Consider the following 17,155-nt stretch of genomic DNA (forward strand, 5'->3'; position numbering starts at 1 on the left):
ACGCATTCCAGGCTGTGATCTATTCATTCTTTCACCACTCTGCCGGGCGCTTGATCTCGAAAAGCCCCTCGACCGGGCGCCGCGACGGATCGGCCTTGCGCCGCCGCAAGGATTTCTGAATCACACGCAGATATTCGCGCACCGCCACATCCCTTTGCTTGGTCAAATTGCCGGGGTGGCGCCGGTAGTATACCGCGACGGTGTCGGGAAAAATGTGCTTTGGGCTGGTTTCGAAAATGCGCAGCAGATAGTCGGCGTCTTCGCCCTGCCGGAACTCCTCGTCGAAAGCACCTGTACGGTCGATGAGTGCCCTGCGGAGTATCCCGGCGCTAAGGCTGACGCCGCGCACGGTGGGACCTGCGCCGCCCCGTGCCGGCTGCAGGGTTTCGTCGTCCATGAGATCGACGCGCGTCATCAGCGAGTAGGTCAGCTCGAGCGCAGGGTCGGCCGCGAACAGGGGTAGGCCAGCCTTGAATCGTCCAGCCGGCGAGACGTCGTCCGAATCCAGGAACGACACCAGTTCGGTTTGCGGCAGCAACTGCCTCAGCCCTGTGTTGCGCGCGTTGGCCACGCCCTGGTTTGCCTGCTGGAACAGGCGGATGCACGACGCTTCCCGCATGATGGCGCGGACGGCTTCAACGGAGCTGTCCGTCGAGCCGTCGTCGACAACGATGATATCGAGATCGGCATCGTCGCGTTGCCTGAGCAGGGACCGCAACGTCGAAACGACATAGATCTCCCGATTGTACACCGGCACAATGATGCTCAACTTCATGCAGCGCCCCGAAGGACGAAATCCGCAATCGTGCCGGCGATCTCGCGCGGCTCGGTCCCCAGCGACAGCCGGTAGCATGGCAGATCGCGGGTAAGCTCGCTGAAAAAGCGAAAGCCCGCTTCCCGCTCGCCCGGCATCTGCACGATTCCTGACGGGGCCAAGGCGATCATGGCATCCTTGCGCGATATGGGCATGACCGAGCTTCTCGCACCTCCCCTGATATGGGGCACTATCAAAGCAATAATGTCCAGACTTGCAGGAGGTGGTCGAGGCGCGATCTCGTCGATGCGAAAGGCATGCTTGCCTTGCCAGTTCAGCGGTTGGTACGACTTTAGCCGACCCTCCAGCTTCAGCCGCTTGAAGCCCTCCGGATCCTGCTTGAGCGTGGCAAACAGCGGATAGGCCGTCACCCCCTCGGTCCGGTCGATCAGCACATAGTCGTCGCCGACGCTATCGAGCCCATTGAGCAGGCCGGCGACGACCGTTCCCGATTTGCCGGCACCGCCGGAGCCCGCCAGCAACACGCCCTTGCCATCGATGCCCAGCGTGCCGGCATGGGTGAGCCGCATGCCGCGCGCCGCATATTCCCAATGCAGGAAGGCGCGTAGCGGCGCCCCTTGTTCCCATGGCGGAAAGGCGTCGGCCGACATCATCAGCTGCGCCCCGACATGGCGTTGCGGATCATGGAACTGCCAGAAGTCGAGGTCATGATAGTAGCTGCCGCGCAATCCGGCCTCTTCCAGCCGGTTGGCAAAGGCATGATGGTTGTAATCGCCTCGGCCCCAGGTGGCCGGGGCGGGGACGCCATCGATGCCCCGGTGGGCGACGAAAATGCGGCAGCCGTCAGATGCAGACGGATTGCCCGGAGCCGGTATGAAGGCATGGCCGATGGTATCTGCCAGCGTGCCATGGTCGAGATGGACACTCAGGTCCAGCCCCGGCAACCGCACGCTGGCGGTAACGGGATAGAATGCGGCGGCGCTTTCCGCGGCCGCCAGCACATGGCGGGCATAATCCGGCAGGGTTTGCAGCGTGATCAAAGGCATGTGTTGGTTGTTCAGCGTCCAGAATTGCGCCGGGTCGCCTGATGCATGTCGCTCGGGGTGGCCCCGGTTTTGAGACGACGACATGCATAAAATCAAAGATCTAAGCGCGTCGCCTGAGTCCGTTCAAACGCGACGCGCTTTAGGGAAACGATTATGCCTGTTTCACCGCCGGCCAGCCGAGAGGTTCCTCGACCTCATGGATCGGGTCGACAATGATGAGATCGGCAAGGTCGTCATGGACATCGACCTTGAGCGGCTCATTGCTGGCAGCAAGCGCAGCCGACAGCTCGCCCGAAAGCGGTTGTGCCGGTGTTTCGGCTGGCGCAAGCAACCCGAAATCGAGCAGTCGGGCAACGAAGCTTTCGAGGTCGGCTAGGCTTATTTTTGCGGCGCCCGCGGCAGCTCCGACCAGCGCTTCAGTGGCGACGCCGGACGACAAAGCCTGCCAGACCCGGCTGCCGGAATCGGAAAAGCCAAAATACTTACCGTTCGAAAGATCGAGAACGACGGCTTCGCCATCGAATGATTCGAAAACGATGTCCTTGCTTGCGACCGCGTAGACCCGCTGTTGCATCGCTCTGTCCCCCGTTCCATGCGCCCATGAAGGGATGCGCCGGTTTCACGGTCTGCCCAGCCCTTCCTAAGTGCGTCTAAATCACTCGGCCTATGCTTGGCAAGACAAAGACCCGCGAACACAACGCCTGCGTCGGCGACCGTTGCGGCGAAGTCGACCGGCTCAAGCCTCGATTTCGAGCGCCGACAATGGTTTCGAGCAGCAGGCAAGGATAAAACCGTCATCGATCTCGTGGTCGAGGATGCCGCCATTGTGGCTCATCTCGACTTCGCCGGAGACCTTCTTCACCTTGCAGGTGCCGCACAGGCCGAACTCGCAGGCGGCGGGAATCCGCACGCCCGAGCTGCGCGCGGTCTGCAGCACGGTCTGGCCGGCGACGCAGCCGGCGTCGACCTCCGAAAGCGAGAAGCGGATCGGCGTCACGGCTTCGACAGGTGCAGCGATGCCGTCCTCGACCGGGGAGGCAAACGGCGCCGGAATTTCCTCCACCACAGGCGCGGCAAAGCTCTCCTGATGGTATTTCGTCAAGTCGAAGCCGGCGGCATCCAGCATGCCGCGCACGGCGCGCATGAACGGATCGGGGCCGCAGCAGAAGATTTCGCGCTCGCGGAAGTCCGGAGCCAGCAAGGGCAGCCGGATCGCATCGATGCGGCCCATATGGCCGTACCAGCCTTCGCGGCTGGAACGTTCCTCGATCATGAAGCCGAGCGACAGGCCGGGCATATGGCCGCCGAGCAGTTCGAGTTCCTTGCGGAAGATGATCTCTTCGGCACGCCGCGCGCAGTTGACGAAACCGACATCGGTCCATGGCGCGCAGTCGTTCAGCCAGCGCAGCATCGAGATCATCGGCGTCACGCCGGAGCCGGCGGAAATGAACAGGTATTTGGCCGCCGGGTGGCTGTGCAACGAGAAGTCGCCGGCCGGTCCGTAGGCCTTGACATGCGAACCGGGCACCAGATGGTCGAACATCCAGCGCGTGCCGATGCTGCCGGCCTGCGCCTTGATCGTCACCGCGATCGAAAACGGCCGCGATGGCGACGACGACAGCGTGTAGGTGCGCATCAGCGGCCCGTCCGGTGTCGGCAGTTCCAGCGTCAGGAACTGGCCCGGCTTGTAGCGGAACCAGGTCTGGTTGTCGGAGCGGAAGGTGAAGGTCTTGACGTCGGGCGCCTCGTCGCTGACGCCGATCACTTCCAGCACCTGCAGCCTATCGTTCCACGGCGCCATCTGGTCAAGATGGCGATAGAGCCCAAGATCCGTCATCGCATTCATCCTCTGGTCCCTCTTCGCCTGCTCCAGCTCACGCGACGCTGCGTAGCGCCGGCCGGCCGCCTTCGGCAAGGCGCGGGCCGATGAAGGCCGCGTACCATTCGACGAACTGGATCACGCCGCCCTCGTGCAGCTCCGAATAGGGGCCGGGCTCATAGGCCGGAGACAGGATGCCAAAGGCGTTTTCCTCGACGATGCGGCGGTCCTGGTCGTTGGTCTCGGTCCAGACATGGGTGAGCTCCTCAAGGTTGTAGTCGACCCCCTCGACCGCATCCTTGTGCACCAGCCACTTGGTCGTCACCGCGGTTTCGGTGGCGCTGATCGGCAGCACCCGGAAGGTGACCGCATGGTCGATCAGTATGTGGTTCCAGGTCGTCGGATAGTGGTAGTGCATCAAGGTGCCGATGCGGTCGGCGGCAACAGTGTCGGACAGGTTCTTCGTCACCGCGCGCTTTCCGGACATCGTGTAGCTGACGGCATCGCGCAGCAGCGGCGCGCGGGTGGCGCGGTATTGCCCGGCCGGATCGATGCGGAACTTGCTCGGCAGGCCCGCCGCCTCGCATTTCGCCCAGTGCGCCAGCATCTCCGGATCGCTGTCGGCGCCCTGCACGCCGGTCACCGTCGGCGCTTCGGGGAATGTCTTGCACAGCTCTGGATGATTGCCGGCGCAGTGATAGCATTCGCGGTTGTTTTCCCAGACCAGCTTCCAGTTGCCCTTCTCGATGATGGTGCTCTCGAAGGCGACCTTGGCTTCATTCAGCCGGTGCGGCTTGAGGTAGGGCTCTATCATGGCGCGCATCGGGGCAAAGTCGGCAGGTTCTTTTGCCAGGCAGATGAAGATGTAGCCGCCGACGCTCTCGCAGGCGACGGGCTTCAGGCCGAACTGGCTCTTGTCGAAACCGTCGGCCATCTGGCGGGCAAACAGCAGCCGGCCGTCAAGCTCGTAGGTCCACTGGTGATAGGGGCAGACAAGCTTTGCCGCCATGCCCTTCTCAGTGTTGCAGACACGGCTGCCGCGATGGCGGCAGGAATTGTGAAAGGCGTTGATGTTGCCCTTCTGGTCGCGGACCAGCACCACCGGATAATCGCCGATCTGCACGGTGATATAGCTGCCGGGCTTCGGCAGTTCGCAATCATGGCCGATGAACAGCCAGTCGCGATACCAGATAAGCTCCATGTCGAGCTTGAAATAGTCCGGGTCGGTGTAGAAGGGCTGTTCCAGCGAAAAGCCTTGCTTGCGGCCGTTCAGGAGCCTCAGCATGTCGTTGCGCGTATCCATAGTTCTGTCCTCGTGGTTTAAGGACTGAACTTGGTGGTGATGGAGGAAGGATCGGACGCAGGCCGGCGCGGCGCCGGACATGCACTATCCACCTCTTGACCGCCCACCGCGATCAGTCGAGTCTATGCATCTCGGGCTGGTTTCCGGGCTCTGGAGTTGTCCTTGCGGACCATCGCGACACCTTCCCAGGCTGCTGCCCAGTGGTCTCCCGTTGCGACTTCAACTCCACCACCGTTGCGGGGGCAGCGCCGGATTCTGACCGGCTTCCCAATTCTCCGCTGCGTCGTCACGAAGCGGCACCTGAGGTGCGATCATCTAATCACGGCAGCGATCGCGACGTCGGCATGAAAGCGACATCATATCCATGCGGCGCGACACGCGCGGCATACGCCCCGCCGACCACCGAAGGGCTGAGATCCTGTCTTGCGGCGCTATCATCGCCGTTTCGAATCGCTGCGGATCCAGTTCCGATCGGGGGCAAAAAGGGCTCAACGGTATCGAAAAGTTACTATTAGCAATCTCTAATCGAACCGAACGGTTCGTTTCTGTTGACAATGCGTGCAGGACGGTGTGAACGACGGCCCGGAAACCGACACCGGAGCGAACCACTCGGTTCGACATAAGCAACTGAAAACAATGCGATAAATGACCATAGAGGAACTTCCTGGCACAATTTCAAGGTGCAGGACCGTGGTCCACACGGAACAACTTCGTGATTGGAAACCAGCCTATGGCTTTCCCACATCGGGGCTGTCCGAACGACGCGAATTCCTCCCAAGACACGCCGCTAGACGGACAGACAAACTGGAGTACTAAAAATGAAAAAGATCATCCTCACTGCCGCAGCCGTTTTGGCGATCACCGGCAGCGCCTTCGCCGGTAGCGACAATTACGGTTCCAATGGTGCGAACCAGCCAGCCGTCTCGGTCGACAGCTCGTATACGGCTTCCATTCAGAAGCCGGCGCACGCTGACAAGCAGCCTGTCGTTCAGGGCGCCGACCGCGACCTCTACGGCAATCGCTGATCCCGACCAAAGAAGGGCGGCTAACCCGTCGCTCTCGGGATCCCAAAAAATTCAGGAGTATTGAAATGAAAAAGATCATCCTTGCTGCCGCCGCCGTTTTGGCTATCTCCGGCAGCGCTTTCGCCGGCAGCGACAACTACGGTTCGAACGGCGCCAACCAGCCTGCGATTACGTCGACCGATAGTGGCCATACGGCTTCGGTTGAGAAGTCGGCTCCAGCCGAGCAGGCGCCTGCCCACGGTGCCGACCGTAACCTTTTCGGCCGCTAAAAGCCGGTTTCCAGCACGTGGCGGGCTTATCCGCTGCAGCTGGCGGCATCAGAAAAATTCAGGAGACTAAAATGAAGAAGATCGTTCTTGCCACCGCAGCCGTTCTGGCTATTTCGAGCGCTGCCTTTGCCGGCAGCGACAATTATGGCTCCAATGGCGCCAACCAGCCGGCCGCTGCCGTCGACACCACCCGCACTTCGTCGACCGGCACCAACTCGGCGGTCTACAAGCTGCTGAACTCGTCGAACGACCAACAGAAGTTCGTTCCTCAGAGCAGCGACAGGGATCGGTTCGGCAACAACTAACAGCCGAAGCTTAAAAAAAGAGCGGCGGGCCTGGCCCGCCGCTCTTTTTTCATGCCTGTACGACGCAGCTATCTCAAGCCGCCTTCACTTCCACCGGCTTGAGCGAGAAGGAGTGCCCATCGGCGTCGAAGATGTGCAGGTCCCCGGCATCCGCGGTCAGTCGCAGCTTTGCCCCGCGCTTGACCTCGACATTGCCGGGCAGCTTGGTCACCAACGGCAGGTCAGCGCGGCCGATATCGACATAGACAAGCTGCACCTCGCCGAGTTGCTCGACATAGTCTACCACGCCCTCGAAAAGATATTCCGCGCCGGTGGCGGCCGACAGATCCTCCGGCCGCACGCCGAAGCTGACTGCCGCACCCTTTGCTGACGCCGGCGTTGCGATCGGCACCGTTGCCTTGCGGCCGCCGACATGGCTGACGATTGTCGGGTTGCCCGTCCTGTCGATTGTCGCCGGCAGGATGTTCATGGCCGGCGAGCCGATGAACTGGGCAACGAACAGATTGCCGGGCTTCTTGTAGAGGTCCATCGGCGTGCCGACCTGCTCGATATGGCCATCCTTCAGCACGACGATGCGGTCGGCGAGCGTCATCGCTTCGACCTGATCGTGGGTGACGTAGATCATGGTCGTGGCAGGCATCGATTCCTTGAGCTTGGCGATCTCGATGCGGGTCGCGACGCGCAGCGCCGCGTCGAGATTCGACAGCGGCTCGTCGAACAGGAACACTTTCGGATTGCGCACGATGGCGCGACCGATGGCGACACGCTGGCGCTGGCCGCCCGACATCGCCTTGGGCAGGCGGTCGAGATATTTGGTCAGCTGCAGGATTTCGGCGGCCTGCCGCACCCGCTTGTCGATCTCGGCCTTGCTTTCCTTGCCGATCTTCATCGAGAAGGCCATGTTGTCGTAGACGGTCATGTGCGGATAGAGCGCATAGGACTGGAACACCATGGCAATGCCGCGCTTGGAAGGCGGCACGTCGTTCACCACCTCGCCGGCGATCTTCAGCTCGCCGGAGGTGATCTCCTCAAGCCCGGCGATGGACCGCAGCAAGGTCGACTTGCCGCAACCCGACGGGCCGACGAAGACGATGAACTCGCCCGACTTTATGTCGAGGTCGATGCCGTGGAGAATGTGCAGATTGCCGTATGATTTCTTCACCTGTCTCAGCGTGACATCGGCCATAATTTCCTCCCAGTGATTTCCCTAGAGAACCTGGATTTCCTCAAAAAATCCAGTTTCGTCAAAAACTCAGTCGATGCGCCCGAACCAGGCGCCGTAGCCGCCGAGGCGGATGGAACCTGTGCCGGATTGTCCCGAAAAACCGTGCCCGGCCAATGGCAGCAGCGCCTGACCACCGAGATCGACCTCGGCCGGCTTGCTGGCCAGATTGAAGACGCAGACGATCTGCTCATTGCCCTCACGGCGGGTGAAGGCGACGGTGTCGCCCTCGCTTTCGATGAACTCGATGTCGCCTTTGGCCAGGGCCGGATGCTGGCGGCGGAAACCGAGAAAGCGCCGGTAGTGCTCGAGCAGCGAGGCCGCGTCGCCCTGCTGAACATTGACCGCTTGCGACAAGTGCTTGCCCGGCACCGGCAGCCAGGGCTTGGCCGTCGAAAAGCCGGCATTGCTGGCGGTTGCATCCCACACCATCGGCGTGCGGCAGCCGTCGCGGCCCTTGAATTCGGGCCAGAAGCGAATGCCGTAGGGGTCCTGCAGATCCTCGAACTGCAACTCGGCTTCGCCCAGCCCAAGCTCCTCTCCCTGATAGAGGCAGACCGAACCGCGCAGCGACATCAGCAGCGCCGAGATAACCTTCAGATAGGCGGCCGGGTCGGCCTCGTCGGCGGCCCAGCGCGAGGCCGGACGCATCACGTCGTGGTTGGAAAAGGCCCAGCACGACCAGCCGTCGCTGGCGACCTTGCCGAAGGCTTCCAGCACCTGGCGCACCTTGGCGGCGCTGATCTTTTCCGGCGCCAGGAAATCGAAGGAATAGCACATGTGGACGCGTTTGCCGCCGGCGGTGTAGGCGGCGACCACTTCCAGCCCACGCTGCGAATCGCCGACTTCGCCGACCGCGGCGGCCGCCGGATATTCGTCGAGCAGCGCCCGGAACCGTTCGAGGAAGGCAAGGTTTTCCGGCCGGCTCTTGTCGTAGATATGGTCCTGGTAGTTGTAGGGATTGACCGCAGGTGCTGTCTGGTCGTTGCGCTCTTCGGGCGGCAGCGGCGGATTGTTCTCCAGCCCCTGGCTGTGGAAGTAGAAATTGATGGTGTCGAGGCGGAAGCCGTCGACGCCGCGCTCCAGCCAGAAGCGGGTGACGTCGAGCAGCGCGTCCTGGACTTCCCGATTGTGGAAGTTGAGGTCCGGCTGCTCGGACAGGAAATTATGCAGATAATATTGCTGGCGGCTGGTGTCCCACTGCCAGGCCGAGCCGCCGAAGATCGACAGCCAGTTGTTGGGCGGCGTGCCGTCCGGCCTGGCGTCGGCCCAGACATACCAATCGGCCTTGGGATTGCTACGGCTGGCGCGGCTCTCCTTGAACCATGGATGGTTGTCGGCGGTGTGCGACAGCACCTCGTCGATCATCACCTTGAGGCCGAGGTGATGGGCTTCCGCAACCAGCGCGTCGAAATCGGCGAGCGTCCCGAACATCGGGTCGACGTCGCAATAGTCCGAGACGTCGTAGCCGAAATCCTTCATCGGCGACTTGAAGAAGGGCGAAATCCAGATGGCGTCGACGCCGAGCGAGGCGATGTAGGGCAGCCTGCGGATGATGCCCTTGAGGTCGCCGATGCCGTCGCCATTGGAGTCCTGATAGGAGCGCGGATAGATCTGGTAGATCACCGCGCCCCGCCACCAGTCGCGATCGACGGCGAGATCGGGCTTCGAGGTCGCCTTCAAAGCGGCTTGCATAAGTCTCAACCTCCTTTGACCGAGCCGGCCAGCAGCCCGCGGACGAAATAGCGCTGCAGCGAGAAGAACACGATCAGCGGCACGATAATGGTGACGAAGGCCGATGTCGTCAGGATTTCCCAGTCGCCGCCGCGCGAGCCGAGCAACGCGTTGAGCTTCGCGGTCAGCACGATCTGGTCCCCTTCGGTACCGAGGAAAACCATTGCCACCAACAAATCGTTCCACACCCACAGGAACTGGAAGATTGCAAAGGACGCCAGCACCGGGAAGGACAGCGGCAGCACGATCTTGACGAAGATTTCGAAATCGCTGGCGCCATCTATGCGCGCCGATTCCATGATCTCGCGCGGCAGGCCGGCAATATAGCTGCGCAGGAGATAGATGGCGAAGGGCAGGCCGAAGCCGGTATGCGCCAGCCAGATGCCGAGATAGGTTTTCGACGGCACACCGAAGAAGATGCCGACGCCGTTGTAGATCTTCAAAAGCGGGATCAAGGACATCTGCAGCGGCACGACCAGCAGGCCGATGATTGTGGCGATCAGCAAGGCGCGGCCGGGAAAACGCATCCACGCCAATGCATAGGCGGCGAAGGCGGCGATCAGGATCGGGATGACCGTCGCCGGGATGGTGACGGTCAGCGAGTTTATGAACGAGCGGCCGATGCCCTCCGAAAACAGCACGGTCTTGTAATTGTCGGTGGTGAATTTCGGTGGCGCCGACGAGGCGTAATAGACGCGCTGGCCACGGTCGCCTTCGAAAGCCTTGGGCGAACTCATGACGAACGTTCCGTCGGCATTGAGCTGCAAGGTCACGCCGTCGCCGAGATCGGCAGTGGTGCCGGCCGGATATTGCGTCGGTGCCGCCGACTTGACGCCGAAGGCGCTGATGTTGCGCGCAGCACCGTCGCCGAAGATATTGCCGGCAAGCACGAACTTGCCGTCCTTCTCGACCTGCGCCGAGGCCGGCGGCAGGCGGCCGGCTTCAGTCTGGCTGGAGCTGGAGAACGAGTTCCACCAGCCCGAGGCGATGATCTGGTCCTTGTCGCGCAGCGACGAGACCAGGATGCCGAGCGTCGGCACGGTCCAGACGGCGACGAAGACAAGCACGGCGATGTGGACGCCGAAGCGGCTGGCAAAGGACTTTCCGGTCGCGACGGCCATCTCAATGTCCTCCCGTCTCTTTGTTCGCCTGGCGGATGTTCCAGACCATGATCGGGATGACCGCGATCATGATGATGATGGCGATGGTGGCGCCGCGGCCGAAATCGCCGCCGCCGCGGAACATCCAATCGAACATCAGATTGGCCAGCACCTGGCTGTTCCATTGGCCGTTGGTCATGGTCAGCACGATGTCGAACACTTTCAGCACCAGGATGGTGATCGTCGTCCAGACCACGGCGATGGTGCCCCAGATCTGCGGCACCATGATCTTCCAGAAGATCTGGAACGGATTGGCGCCGTCGATGACCGCGGCTTCAAGCGTCTCTTCGGGGATGCCGCGCAACGCCGAAGACAGGATGACCATGGCAAAGCCGGTCTGGATCCAGATCAGGATGATCATCAGGAAGAAATTGTTCCAGAACGGCAGCGATATCCAGACCTGCGGCTGGCCGCCGAAATACTGGATGATGGCGTTGAGCAGGCCGATCTGCGTCTGGCCCTCGCCGCGATATTCGTAGATGAATTTCCAGATCACGCTGGCGCCGACGAAGGAGATCGCCAGCGGCAGGAAGATCAGGCTCTTGGCGATTGTGCCCCACCAGATCTTGTCCGTGAGCACGGCGATTATCAACCCTAGAAAGGTGCAGGCGGCGGGCACCACCGCCAGCCAGATGATGTTATTCAGGATCGAGTTGCGGAACTCGCGGTCGCCGAACGCCCATTCATAGTTGGCGAAGCCGACAAAATGCTGGCCGCCGCGGTCGAGGAAGGACAGCCAGAGCGTCGCCACCACCGGATAGATCAGGTAGACGGTGAGGATGATCATCGCCGGGCCGACGAACAGCCACGGACGGACCAGTCCTTGCCGGCGCAGATTGTCGATGGCCGCAGCCCCGGCCACGCCGCGCGACGGGAATATCAGGTCGACCAGCTTGTTGGCGCCCCAGAAATAGGCGACGCAGCCGCCGACGCCGATGATGATGACAAAAATGGCCGATAAGATCTGAGCAGCCATGGGTCCCTCTTCCCTGCGCATGATCGGCCGGGCCTTGAACAGCCCTGGCGATGTGGCTCTGCGCCGATTTAAGTTATTCTGAAACGAACGAACGCAAATCGGTCCGGCGTAAGGCGCCGGTCGGATCCGGGCCATAGCGGCCCGGACCCAGTCTGTGGAGGAAGTCCTGAATTTGCCGCCAAAGCGGCTGATTACTTGGCAGTGGTTACTTGCCAGCTGACTGCTTGCCAGCTGACTACTTGATAGCGTCCCAGCTCTTCTGGATGTCGGTGGCGACATCCTGCGCCGACTTGCCGCCGACCAGATCGATCATGCCGGTCCAGAAGGCGCCGGCGCCGATCTTGCCCGGCATCAGGTCCGAACCGTCGAAGCGGAAGGTCGAGGCATTGGCAAGGATATCGCCCTGCTTCTTCAGCGCGTCGCTGGCATAGGCATCCTTGTTGACCGACTTAAGCGGCGTGACGAAGCCGCCCTGGGCCATCCAGATTTCATGTGCCAGCGGCATTTTCAGGAATTCGATGAACGCGCGTGCACCCTTCGAGTCCTTGGTGATCATGGCCAGCGTGCCGGCGCCGAGCACAGGCGTGCCCAGCTCGGGCTTGGATGCATAGGGCGGGAAGTAGAAGAAGTCGGCGTCCTGTCCAACCTTTGTGCCTTCCGGGAAGAAGGTCGGGATGAACGATGCCTGATGGTGCAGGTAGCATTTCGGCGGCACCGAGAAGAGGCCCTTCGGGCTGTCGCGGAAGTCGGTCGCGGCAACCGCCTTGGCCCCGCCGTCGACCATCTTGTCGTCGGTCGCGATCTTGCCGAAAATGTCGATGGCGTTGACCACCGCCGGATCGTTGAACGGGATCTCGTTCTTTACCCACTTGTCATACACGTCGGGCGCCTGGGTGCGCAGCATGATGTCTTCGACCCAGTCGGTCGCCGGCCAGCCGGTAGCGCCGCCTGAGCCGAGGCCGATGCACCACGGCGTGCCGCCGTCGGCGATGATCTTCTTCTCGAGATCGGCGAGCTCTTCCTGGGTCTTGGGAACCTTGTAGCCGGCTTCCTCGAAATTGTCCGGCGAGTACCAGACCAGCGATTTCACGTCGGCCTTGTAGGGAAAGGCGAAGAAGCCCGGCTTGCCGTCCTTGTCCTTGAAGGTGCCGAGATCGACCCATGACTGGCCGGCGCCGTAATTGTCCTTGATCCATTTGGCGGTGTCGTCGCCCAGCGGCGTCAAAAGGCCCTTGGACGCCAGATCCTGGATCAGGCCCGGCTGCGGCAGTACGGCGATATTGGGCGGGCTGCCGGCCTGGGTATCGATGACGATCTGCTGTTCGTAATTTTCCGACGAGGAGTATTTGATCTCGGCGCCGGTGGCTTCCTGAAAATATTCGAGAACAGTGCGGATGAGGCCTTCGTCCTCGCCGCGCCAGGGCCCGAAGATAGTCAGTGTCTCGCCCTTGAGATCGACCTTCTTCAGTTCTTCGTAATTGGCCCAGTTGAAGCGCTTGTCTTCCCCGGGCTTGAACTTCAGTTCGGCTTGCGCCGGCAGGGACAAGGCGAGCGTGGCAAACGCTGCGCCAAGCAGAAGCATCTTCTTCATCGGTATTCCTCCCAGTGTGGACACATACACCCGGACGGAACCTCCATTCCGCCCGCCGACGCTGCAGGACTGTGACTCGTTCAGAAAGGAACCGCAACCTTTCGAAGAGTCTTCCAAAGCGCTTTGGTCTTTTTGATCTCGCCATTGAATCGGCTGGAAGTCAAGAGGGCGGTGGGCTAATCGATTTAATTTCGAGCTGGAAGACTTGGTAAAGTGCGCTGCAGCATAGTTTTACGGCGGTGCAGCAGCGTATTAAGCTTCAAACTGGCCTGACCAGTGCGTATGGTCGACCAGCTTGGCCGCGCCCATTGTGGCGCCGCGTGGCTTCAAAATTAAAAGCGCTTTGAGGCTTGGAGGCCTCCCGGTGAACCTGAAGCAGCTCTCTCATATGCTGGCCCTGTCGCAGACAACGGTAAGCCGTGCGCTCAACGGCTATCCCGAGGTCAACGAGGAAACCCGCCGGCGTGTGGTGGATGCCGCCAAGCGCCACGGCTACCGGCCCAACCCGAGCGCGCGCCGGCTGGCGACCGGCAAGACGGGCATGATCGGTTATGTCCTGCCGACGGGCGCCTCCGTCGACATCGACCCGCATTTCGTCGAATTCCTCTCCGGCCTCGGCGACTATGCCCGCTCGCACGAGCTCGACCTGGTGCTGTCGCCGGCCGATGCCGACGACCAGGAAACCACCTATCGCCGCATCGTCGCCAACCGACAGGTCGACGCCGTCTACATCTCCTCGCCGCGCCCGGCCGACCGGCGGGTGGCGCTGGTCAACACGCTCGGCATTCCCTTCATCGTCCATGGCCGCAGCGAGGGTTCCGATTTCGACTACCCTTTCACCGACATTGACAATGAGGGCGGCTTCCACGATGCGGCCCGGCTGCTGGTTCAGCTCGGCCACCGGCGGCTGGCGCTGATCAATGGCGACGACCGCGAGACCTTCGCCATCCACCGCGAGCGCGGCATGCGCAGGGCGCTGGCCGCGAGCGGCCTGACGCTCGGCGAGCGCCATGTCTGTTCACTCACCATGACCGAGGAGAACGGCTACCGCGCCGCCAGGCGCCTGCTCGAACAGAGCGAGCGGCCGACGGCGATCGCCTGCTCCAGCCTGATCATGTCGCTCGGCGTCGTGCGCGCGGTGCGCGACCTTGGCCTGACCATTCCCGGCGACCTGTCGTTGATTGCCCATGACGACGTCTTTCCATGGCTGAAGCCGGAGAATTTTTCCGTGCCGCTGTCGACGACGCGCTCGTCGATCCGCCTCGCCGGCGCCCGCATCGCCAAACGCCTGGCAGCGCGCATTTCCGGCTTGGAAGAAGGGGCGCGGGGCGAGGTCTGGCCTGTCGACCTGGTGGTGAGAGGCTCGGTCGCCGGCGCGCCGGTTTAGGGATTAATCCAATTGCTCCGCTGGGCAAGTTCACCCATGTGGATGTTGCCCGCAGATAGATTGACTTCGTTGGGACAACGGTCTGCCTGGACCTGTCCTTGATTTGGCTTCGAGTGGGTGGCAACCAGTAAGCCAGAGCCATCAACCAGTCCTCAGGGTGCGCCACTTGCCCATATTCCCGTTCTCCGAAACGGATCCAATCCGGCATCCTGGCCCACCGCCGAAAACGTCGGAGGTGGTCATTGTCGGTGGCGGCATCATCGGTGTGACGACGGCGCTTTTCCTGGCACAGCGGAACATCCCGGTGACGCTGCTGGAAAAAGGGCGCATTGCGGCCGAACAGTCGTCCCGAAACTGGGGCTGGATTCGAAAGCAGGGACGCGACGCCGACGAGCTGCCCATCGTCATCGAGGCTATTCGCCTGTGGCGGCAACTGGCTGAGGAATGCGGCGAGGACATCGGCCTGACCCAGACAGGTGTGACCTACCTGGCGAACACCGACAAGGACATGGCCGGGTTCGAAGCCTTCATGAAGATCGCCGCGATCCATGCGCTCGACACCCGTCTCCTGGATGCAGACGAAACCGCGACACTCATCAAAGGCATGTCGCGCAAATTCAAGAGCGCGATGACGACGCCCTCCGACATGCGCGCGGAGCCTTGGCTGGCGGTGCCCGCACTTGCCCGGCTCGCCGTGCGAAAAGGCGTCAAAATCGTCGAGAATTGCGCAGCGCGAACCCTCGAACTCTCAGGCGGCAAGGTCAAGGGCGTGTGGACCGAGGCGGGGTATGTCGAGGCCTCCAGCGTGCTGGTCGCCGGCGGCGCCTGGTCATCTCTGTTCTTGCGCAGACACGGCATCTCCATCCCCCAGCTCAGCGTCAGAGTAACCGCAGCCGCAACGGAGCCCATGCCTGAGGTCTATGCCGGTGCGGCGGCCGACGAACACATAGCGTTCCGGCGCAGGCAGGATGGCGGATATACGCTCGCCGCGGGCGGCAGCCATTTGCTTTATTTGGGGCCTGACGCATTCCGGCACGCCACCAAATACCTTCCCGCCCTCAGGGATAACCCGTTCGGGACGCGCTACTTTCCGTTCGCCCCGTCAGGTTACCCTGATGCGTGGTCGACGCCGCGCGATTGGGCGCCGGATTCCGTCAGTCCTTTCGAAAAAATGCGGGTGCTGAACCCGCCCCCTGAACGAGCCGGTCTGCGTTCGATAGAACGCAATTTCGGACGTCTTTTTCCACAGCTCGAAACAGTTCGCCTGAAGGCAGGCTGGGGCGGCATGATCGACGCCATGCCGGACGTCGTCCCCATCGTGGATCATGTGCAGGCCGTCGGCGGTCTTTTCGTCGCGACGGGAATGAGCGGTCACGGCTTCGGTATCGGGCCTGGCATAGGCCGTGTCGTTGCCGACCTGATCCAGGGAAACCAGACGGGGCACGACCTCAGCCGCTTCCGGCTGTCACGCTTCCATGATGGCAGCCCTGTCCGGCTGGGCCCGGCGCTCTGAATTGGTGGCGCGAATTTCGCCCGGTTTACTTGTTCGCCGCCGCCTTCGTATCCAGCAGCCCATAACCGAAATCATTGTCCCGTCCCTTCGGACCGAGATCCCTGGCGGTGGCGGCCAGCGCCTTTTCGATGTCGTCGGCGGAGCGCTCGGGTGAAGCGTGGATCAAATTGGCGATAGCGCCGGACACGATCGCGGCGGCAAACGAGGTGCCGGTGACGACGTCAGAGCCGGCGCCGCTCGGCGCCACCATCTCGACGCCGGGCGCCGAGATGAAGACATAAGCGCCGCGATTGGCCTGCTGCATCAGCCCGTCCTTGGCGTCGGTGGCGGTGACCGCGATCACGCCGTCATAGGCGGCGGGGTAGCCATAGGGCGCTTTCGGCCCGTTGTTGCCGGCAGCAGCGACCAGGATGATGCCGAGCCCGCGCGCATTGCGGCAGGCGGTGGCGAGCAGATCGTTCTTGGGGCCGACGAAACTCATATTGATGATGCTGACATTCTGGTCCGCCGCCCAGTCGAGCGCCGACAGGATGACATCCATGGTCGACCTGCCGTCCTCGAAGGCGCGGGCGTGATAGATCCTGGCGCCGGGCGCCATGCCTTCGAGCGCGCCGACGCCGGCGATCAGCCCGTCGACCGAGGTACCGTGGTCACGCTTTTCGACCGGCACGTTGGGCATGGCGTCGAACTGGTCGGCAATGACGCCGGTCAGCGCCGGATTGGTGTCGTCTATGCCGGTGTCGATGACGGCGATGCGCACGTTTTCGCCACTGGCTTGCTTGTTGTCGAGCTGAATGCGCTCGAAGGCATAGTTGACGATGCCGGCCGCCTGCTGCAGCGAATAGATATGGTTTGGCTCGCGCCGCAGGGTGCGGCCATCGGCGGCCAGCTGCGCCAGCACGGCGCCGACCGGGCGGCCGTCGGGAATGCCGAAGCGCACCAGCGTGGTGCCGAGCAGCCGCGACTGGCGCTGCGAGCGCACTTCAAGGCCGAAAGAGGCGGCGATCTGCTGGACGGCGCCGGCATCGCC

16 protein-coding genes and 1 riboswitch are annotated in these 17,155 nt (G+C 62.3%); of the genes, 5 read left to right on the forward strand and 11 right to left on the reverse strand.

What is annotated here, in order from left to right:
• Positions 1 to 31 precede the first annotated feature (31 nt).
• The 5 genes from X726_RS159700 to X726_RS159680 form a co-directional block, all read right to left on the reverse strand.
• The gene (locus X726_RS159700) at positions 32 to 775 is read right to left on the reverse strand and encodes a glycosyltransferase family A protein (protein WP_023668880.1); all 744 of its coding nucleotides are present in this window, start codon (positions 773 to 775) and stop codon (positions 32 to 34) included.
• Complete coding sequence (locus tag X726_RS159695) at positions 772 to 1,821, reverse strand: hypothetical protein (protein WP_023668881.1); 1,050 nt, start codon at positions 1,819 to 1,821, stop codon at positions 772 to 774. The genes X726_RS159700 and X726_RS159695 overlap by 4 nt, the downstream gene beginning before the upstream one ends.
• 151 nt (positions 1,822 to 1,972) lie before the next feature.
• Positions 1,973 to 2,395 carry a PqqD family protein gene (locus X726_RS159690; protein ID WP_023668882.1) on the reverse strand — a complete coding sequence of 141 codons (423 nt, stop codon included), beginning with the start codon at positions 2,393 to 2,395 and terminating at the stop codon, positions 1,973 to 1,975.
• A 162-nt stretch (positions 2,396 to 2,557) separates the two neighbouring features.
• Positions 2,558 to 3,658, reverse strand: coding sequence for a hybrid-cluster NAD(P)-dependent oxidoreductase (locus X726_RS159685; protein ID WP_023668883.1), 1,101 nt, complete (start codon positions 3,656 to 3,658; stop codon positions 2,558 to 2,560).
• Positions 3,659 to 3,695: 37 nt separating this feature from the next.
• Positions 3,696 to 4,943, reverse strand: coding sequence for an aromatic ring-hydroxylating dioxygenase subunit alpha (locus tag X726_RS159680; RefSeq protein ID WP_023668884.1), 1,248 nt, complete (start codon positions 4,941 to 4,943; stop codon positions 3,696 to 3,698).
• Positions 4,944 to 5,059: 116 nt separating this feature from the next.
• Positions 5,060 to 5,262: riboswitch (cobalamin riboswitch) on the reverse strand.
• Positions 5,263 to 5,761: 499 nt separating this feature from the next.
• On the opposite strand from X726_RS159680, the gene X726_RS159675 reads away from it, so the two are divergent.
• From X726_RS159675 to X726_RS159665, 3 genes are all read left to right on the forward strand, one after another.
• Positions 5,762 to 5,968 (forward strand): DUF680 domain-containing protein, encoded by a 207-nt coding sequence (locus X726_RS159675; protein ID WP_023668885.1) that lies wholly within the window; start codon positions 5,762 to 5,764, stop codon positions 5,966 to 5,968.
• A 65-nt stretch (positions 5,969 to 6,033) separates the two neighbouring features.
• On the forward strand, positions 6,034 to 6,237 hold the full coding sequence (locus X726_RS159670; RefSeq protein ID WP_023668886.1) for a DUF680 domain-containing protein: 204 nt from the start codon (positions 6,034 to 6,036) through the stop codon (positions 6,235 to 6,237).
• Positions 6,238 to 6,308: 71 nt separating this feature from the next.
• The gene (locus X726_RS159665) at positions 6,309 to 6,542 is read left to right on the forward strand and encodes a DUF680 domain-containing protein (protein WP_023668887.1); all 234 of its coding nucleotides are present in this window, start codon (positions 6,309 to 6,311) and stop codon (positions 6,540 to 6,542) included.
• A gap of 73 nt (positions 6,543 to 6,615) precedes the next feature.
• Here the strand turns inward: X726_RS159665 and ugpC are convergent, their stop codons facing one another.
• From ugpC to X726_RS159640, 5 genes are all read right to left on the reverse strand, one after another.
• Positions 6,616 to 7,728 carry a sn-glycerol-3-phosphate ABC transporter ATP-binding protein UgpC gene (ugpC, locus tag X726_RS159660; RefSeq protein ID WP_023668888.1) on the reverse strand — a complete coding sequence of 371 codons (1,113 nt, stop codon included), beginning with the start codon at positions 7,726 to 7,728 and terminating at the stop codon, positions 6,616 to 6,618.
• Between the two features lie 66 nt (positions 7,729 to 7,794).
• Positions 7,795 to 9,459 (reverse strand): alpha-glucosidase family protein, encoded by a 1,665-nt coding sequence (locus tag X726_RS159655; protein WP_031205894.1) that lies wholly within the window; start codon positions 9,457 to 9,459, stop codon positions 7,795 to 7,797.
• Positions 9,460 to 9,464: 5 nt separating this feature from the next.
• Positions 9,465 to 10,619 carry a carbohydrate ABC transporter permease gene (locus tag X726_RS159650; RefSeq protein WP_023668890.1) on the reverse strand — a complete coding sequence of 385 codons (1,155 nt, stop codon included), beginning with the start codon at positions 10,617 to 10,619 and terminating at the stop codon, positions 9,465 to 9,467.
• Position 10,620: 1 nt separating this feature from the next.
• Positions 10,621 to 11,634 (reverse strand): sugar ABC transporter permease, encoded by a 1,014-nt coding sequence (locus tag X726_RS159645; protein WP_023668891.1) that lies wholly within the window; start codon positions 11,632 to 11,634, stop codon positions 10,621 to 10,623.
• Positions 11,635 to 11,869: 235 nt separating this feature from the next.
• Positions 11,870 to 13,225: an ABC transporter substrate-binding protein gene (locus tag X726_RS159640; RefSeq protein ID WP_023668892.1), complete on the reverse strand. Its 1,356-nt coding sequence runs from the start codon at positions 13,223 to 13,225 to the stop codon at positions 11,870 to 11,872.
• A gap of 364 nt (positions 13,226 to 13,589) precedes the next feature.
• Here X726_RS159640 and X726_RS159635 point away from each other — a divergent pair, with 364 nt between their 5' ends.
• Together X726_RS159635 and X726_RS159630 are read left to right on the forward strand one after the other, a co-directional pair.
• Positions 13,590 to 14,612 (forward strand): substrate-binding domain-containing protein, encoded by a 1,023-nt coding sequence (locus X726_RS159635; protein ID WP_023668893.1) that lies wholly within the window; start codon positions 13,590 to 13,592, stop codon positions 14,610 to 14,612.
• Positions 14,613 to 14,778: 166 nt separating this feature from the next.
• Entirely contained in the window at positions 14,779 to 16,125 is a 1,347-nt protein-coding gene (locus X726_RS159630; protein WP_023668894.1) for an FAD-binding oxidoreductase, read from the forward strand.
• A 25-nt stretch (positions 16,126 to 16,150) separates the two neighbouring features.
• Here the strand turns inward: X726_RS159630 and X726_RS159625 are convergent.
• Positions 16,151 to 17,155: S8 family serine peptidase (locus X726_RS159625; protein ID WP_023668895.1), on the reverse strand; the 1,005-nt coding region annotated here is incomplete at its 5' end.

The organism is Mesorhizobium sp. LSJC285A00 (assembly GCF_000503155.1).
Classification (GTDB): domain Bacteria; phylum Pseudomonadota; class Alphaproteobacteria; order Rhizobiales; family Rhizobiaceae; genus Mesorhizobium.

What these genes read in the sequence shown, in the direction of transcription:
- X726_RS159700 (WP_023668880.1), bottom strand. Translation starts at nt 775, where the DNA reads ATGAAGTTGAGCATCATTGTGCCGGTGTACAATCGGGAGATCTATGTC.
- X726_RS159695 (WP_023668881.1), bottom strand. Translation starts at nt 1,821, where the DNA reads ATGCCTTTGATCACGCTGCAAACCCTGCCGGATTATGCCCGCCATGTG.
- X726_RS159690 (WP_023668882.1), bottom strand. Translation starts at nt 2,395, where the DNA reads ATGCAACAGCGGGTCTACGCGGTCGCAAGCAAGGACATCGTTTTCGAA.
- X726_RS159685 (WP_023668883.1), bottom strand. Translation starts at nt 3,658, where the DNA reads ATGACGGATCTTGGGCTCTATCGCCATCTTGACCAGATGGCGCCGTGG.
- X726_RS159680 (WP_023668884.1), bottom strand. Translation starts at nt 4,943, where the DNA reads ATGGATACGCGCAACGACATGCTGAGGCTCCTGAACGGCCGCAAGCAA.
- X726_RS159675 (WP_023668885.1), top strand. Translation starts at nt 5,762, where the DNA reads ATGAAAAAGATCATCCTCACTGCCGCAGCCGTTTTGGCGATCACCGGC.
- X726_RS159670 (WP_023668886.1), top strand. Translation starts at nt 6,034, where the DNA reads ATGAAAAAGATCATCCTTGCTGCCGCCGCCGTTTTGGCTATCTCCGGC.
- X726_RS159665 (WP_023668887.1), top strand. Translation starts at nt 6,309, where the DNA reads ATGAAGAAGATCGTTCTTGCCACCGCAGCCGTTCTGGCTATTTCGAGC.
- ugpC (WP_023668888.1), bottom strand. Translation starts at nt 7,728, where the DNA reads ATGGCCGATGTCACGCTGAGACAGGTGAAGAAATCATACGGCAATCTG.
- X726_RS159655 (WP_031205894.1), bottom strand. Translation starts at nt 9,459, where the DNA reads ATGCAAGCCGCTTTGAAGGCGACCTCGAAGCCCGATCTCGCCGTCGAT.
- X726_RS159650 (WP_023668890.1), bottom strand. Translation starts at nt 10,619, where the DNA reads ATGGCCGTCGCGACCGGAAAGTCCTTTGCCAGCCGCTTCGGCGTCCAC.
- X726_RS159645 (WP_023668891.1), bottom strand. Translation starts at nt 11,634, where the DNA reads ATGGCTGCTCAGATCTTATCGGCCATTTTTGTCATCATCATCGGCGTC.
- X726_RS159640 (WP_023668892.1), bottom strand. Translation starts at nt 13,225, where the DNA reads ATGAAGAAGATGCTTCTGCTTGGCGCAGCGTTTGCCACGCTCGCCTTG.